Genomic DNA, 3,423 nt, shown 5'->3' with positions numbered 1-3,423 from the left:
TCGTGTCCTTCCTCGCCGGGCCGGATTCGACTTGGGTCAATGGGCAGATTTTGCGGGTCAATGGTGGGTTGGTTTAACTATGCTCAGACAAATACCGCAGTGACCCTATCGCGAGCAGGCTCGCTCCCACAATGATCTGGTGTACACAAATCTACTTTGTAGGAGCGAGCCTGCTCGCGATAGCGGCCTCGATGGCAGCACACATCTGAAGGCAGAGCCCACCATGCACACCACCATCATCATCACCTTCGGCCTGATCCTCCTGGCGCTGATGCTCTACATCGGCGAGAACATCGGCTTCACCCGCCAGACCCTGGCCTACAGTTTTATCGTGCTGTGGCTGGCGCTGACGCTGATCAATGGCGCAGTCGGCATCGTGCATGCCGGCCAGCCTTTGAGCACCGAACTGGTGGTCGGTAGCGCCGTGTTCGGTGTCCCGGTGGCGGCGCTGGTGTTGTTCATGGTGTTGACCACCGAAACGTGAAGGCCTTGATCAGCGCACAAGATGCAGGAACTGCATGTGCCGTTCGTACTGGTCGAGGATGTCGTTGATGATCTGCTCCTTGGTGTAGCCCACCAGGTCGTAATCCTGACTTCCCTCACTCAAATGCACTTCAGCCCGGTAGTAGCGGCGATTGTTGAGTTGCTTGGAACCCATGCCGCCACGGGCAAACGATGGCGTGAAATAGCCGCGCATCTGCACCTGATAAACGAACGGATGCTGATCGCCATGACCGATTTCCAGGCTGACACTGTCATGGGCCGGGTCCGGGTGCAGGGCCACGTGCAAGCCTTTTTCGCGGAACACCGCAGACACCTCTTCAATCGCCGGACGCACCGTCGTGTCGAGGAAGCGATAGACCTCATCCCGCGACGGGAAATGCACCGCCTGACTCAAACGCTGACGCCAACCGCCCCGCCGCGAGCCGGACACCGGTGCCAAGGAATGCATCTGCGCAATCTGCTTCTGCGATTCCAGATAAAACGCTTTGTGCAGCCCCCACATCATCAACAGCAAGATCAGCGAGAACGGCAGCGAGGTCAGGACCACCGCCGACTTCAACGCATCGATGCTGCCGGAAAACAGCAGCGCGCTGGTCACCAATGCGGTCATCGCGCCCCAGAACACTCGCAGCCATCTCGGCCCGTCTTCATCCGGGTTGCCGCCCTTGGCGGACAGCGTCGACAGCACCACGGTGCCGGAGTCGGCGGAGGTGACGAAGAACACGAAGCTGATGAACACCGTGACCGCAATGACGGTTTTGCTCCACGGGTAGGTTTCCAGCAGCAGATAGAGCGTCATCGACGGATTATCGATGGCCGACATGCCGAGCGCGCTCATGCCATGGTTGAGCACCTGATCGATGGCACTGTTGCCGAAGATCGACATCCACGCCAGGGTGAAGCCGAGCGGGATCAGCAATACGCCGAAGACGAATTCACGGATGGTACGGCCACGGGAAATCCGTGCGATGAACAGGCCCACGAACGGCGACCATGCAATCCACCAGGCCCAGTAGAACACCGTCCAGCCGCCCAGCCAGTCGCTGGGTTTGTCGTAGGCGTAAAGGTCGAAGCTCTTCATCGGCAAGGCGCCGAGGTAATCGCCGAGGTTCTGGATCAGGGTGTTGAGCAAGTGCTGCGTGGGGCCGGCGAACAACACGAACAGCAGCAACGCGCAGGCCAGCAGCATGTTGATGTCGGACATCACCCGCACGCCCTTGTCGACGCCGGAGACCGCAACGATGATCGCAGCGCCCATCATCAGGGTGATCAGGCCGACCTGAATCCATTGGGTGTGGGCGATGCCGAACAGGTAGTCCAGGCCCGAGTTGAGGTGCAACACACCGAAGCCCATGTCGGCACCGAGGCCGAACACCGTGGCGATGATGCCGAAGCCGTCCACCGCATAACCGATGGGGCCGTTGATGCGCTTGCCGATCAGCGGGTACAGCGCCGAACGCAGGGCCAGAGGCAGGTTATGCCGGTAGGCGAAGTAGGCCAGCGCCATGCCGACAAAGGCGAACACGCCCCAGCCATGCAGGCCCCAGTGCAAAAACAGAATCTGCATCGCCTGACGCGCCGCATCCGCCGTACCGGCCTCGCCTTGGGGCGGTTGCAGCATGTGGGTCAGCGGCTCGGACACGCAAAAGAAAAACAGGGTGATGCTGATCCCGGCGGCGAACAGCATGCCGGCCCAGGACAGATAGCTGAATTCGGGTTCGTCGTGGTCGGCACCGAGCTTGATCTTGCCGTAGCCGGACAAGGCGGTGACCACCACGAAGACCAGATACAGGGTCATCGCCAGCAGGTAATACCAGCCGACCGTATTGGCCGCCCAGTTTTGCGCCGCCAGCAACCAGGCACCGGCTTGTTCGGGCATGGCGATGACAACGACACCAAACAACAGAATGAAACTCGCCGAGAACCAGAATACCGGCGGATTCATGCGGATCAGGCCGCTTGGAGGGATGGACGATGCACTCATGTTCGGTGCACCTCGAAGGGGTAAAACGTGGCTGTAGAAATCGGACTCAGCAAAGGCAAGCCTCCTGTTGTGAGCGGGCAGCGAACCGCCGGTTTAACTTGAATGAACGTTCAAGTTAAACATGGATAGGGGGCTAAGGACTAATCGCAGGGCTCGGCGGTGATGTTCTTACGCTAGCTCAAGGGAGGAAATACGTAGGATTTAAAAGCTTCGCGAGCAGGCTCGCTCCTACAGTGGATCGGGTTGAACACAAAGGCTGTGATCGACGGAAAACCCTGTGGGAGCGAGCCTGCTCGCGATGAGGCCAGACCAGTCAACGGAGACTCAAAAGCCTACTTCTGCGCCCCATCATCCAACTGCAGATTCGCCTGGGTCAGGTTGCTGCCCGCCGGCACGCTGCGGGTCAGCCAGACGTTACCGCCAATGGTCGAGCCCTGGCCAATGGTGATCCGCCCGAGAATCGTCGCCCCGGCATAAATCACCACGTCATCCTCGACAATCGGGTGCCGTGGCTGGCCTTTCTGCAACTGACCGTCTTCGTCCGCCGGGAAGCGTTTGGCGCCCAAAGTCACCGCCTGATAGATCCGCACGCGCTCGCCGATGATCGCGGTTTCGCCAATCACCACACCCGTCCCGTGGTCGATGAAGAAACTGCGGCCGATCTGCGCACCGGGATGTATGTCGATGCCGGTGGCCGAGTGAGCGATTTCCGCACTGATCCGCGCCAGCAGCGGCAACCCGGCACGGTACAAATGGTGGGCCAGACGATGGTGAATCACCGCCAGAATCCCCGGGTAGCACAACAGCACTTCATCGACACTACGGGCCGCCGGGTCGCCGTGATAAGCGGCCAACACATCGGTGTCCAGCAGGCTGCGCAACCCAGGCAAAGCAAGGGCGAAGTCCTGGATGATCTGAATGGTTTTGGCTTCGAC

The 3,423-nt window shown here is 60.0% G+C and carries 3 protein-coding genes and 1 pseudogene; 2 read left to right on the top strand and 2 right to left on the bottom strand.

What is annotated here, in order from left to right; all coding sequences use genetic code 11:
* Together BSF44_RS30230 and BSF44_RS29015 are read left to right on the top strand one after the other, a co-directional pair.
* Nucleotides 1–77, top strand: a pseudogene (locus BSF44_RS30230) (short-chain dehydrogenase); the annotation flags it as partial.
* Nucleotides 78–223: 146 nt separating this feature from the next.
* Complete coding sequence (locus tag BSF44_RS29015; protein ID WP_095946417.1) at nt 224–484, top strand: hypothetical protein; 261 nt, start codon at nt 224–226, stop codon at nt 482–484.
* 9 nt (nt 485–493) lie between these two features.
* On the opposite strand, the gene betT is transcribed toward BSF44_RS29015, so the two are convergent.
* Together betT and epsC are read right to left on the bottom strand one after the other, a co-directional pair.
* Nucleotides 494–2,449, bottom strand: coding sequence for a choline transporter BetT (gene betT, locus BSF44_RS29010; protein ID WP_172435419.1), 1,956 nt, complete (start codon nt 2,447–2,449; stop codon nt 494–496).
* A gap of 371 nt (nt 2,450–2,820) precedes the next feature.
* Nucleotides 2,821–3,423 (bottom strand): serine O-acetyltransferase EpsC (gene epsC / locus BSF44_RS29005; RefSeq protein ID WP_305887023.1); only part of this gene is annotated, 603 nt, incomplete at its 5' end.

Source organism: Pseudomonas sp. ACN8 (genome assembly GCF_002303925.1).
Taxonomy (GTDB): Bacteria; Pseudomonadota; Gammaproteobacteria; order Pseudomonadales; family Pseudomonadaceae; genus Aquipseudomonas.
The sequence above is the reverse complement of the archived record's forward strand: the minus strand, read 5'-3'. Positions and strand labels throughout refer to the sequence as shown.

Excerpts from the sequence above, each read along its gene's own strand:
- BSF44_RS29015 (WP_095946417.1), top strand. The coding sequence starts at position 224 with ATGCACACCACCATCATCATCACCTTCGGCCTGATCCTCCTGGCGCTG.
- betT (WP_172435419.1), bottom strand. The coding sequence starts at position 2,449 with ATGAATCCGCCGGTATTCTGGTTCTCGGCGAGTTTCATTCTGTTGTTT.